This is a genomic window from Rhodoferax ferrireducens, assembly GCF_003347515.1.
In the GTDB taxonomy this organism is placed as follows: domain Bacteria; phylum Pseudomonadota; class Gammaproteobacteria; order Burkholderiales; family Burkholderiaceae_C; genus Rhodoferax.
The window spans coordinates 1-257 of the sequence record NZ_QEII01000023.1; the positions used below are offsets into that span (position 1 = coordinate 1).

1 protein-coding gene is annotated in these 257 nt (G+C 50.6%); it reads left to right on the forward strand.

What is annotated here, in order from left to right; genetic code table 11:
- On the forward strand, positions 1-208 hold a 208-nt coding region (locus C5P05_RS34140; RefSeq protein ID WP_232834264.1), incomplete at its 5' end, for a hypothetical protein.
- Positions 209-257 lie beyond the last annotated feature (49 nt).

The window sequence follows — 257 nt, forward strand, 5'->3', positions numbered from 1 at the left end:
GTTCGGCATACCTGGATTTACAGATTACCCGAGTGAGATTCAGGTGCTGGCCGGAGAGTACAAGGTTCAAGTCTATTGCTTTAGCGGCTTTACCAGTTACCGACCCACCACGACTCTACCGATGCAAGCGGGGAAAACCTACTTGTTGAAGTGCGAAGTTCACGACGGTCAAGCCTTTGTCGTCGTCCACGCTAGCGACACCGAATAAGCCAACCAGACCTTATCGCTCACACATTTCCTTCCAACCATATTTACCG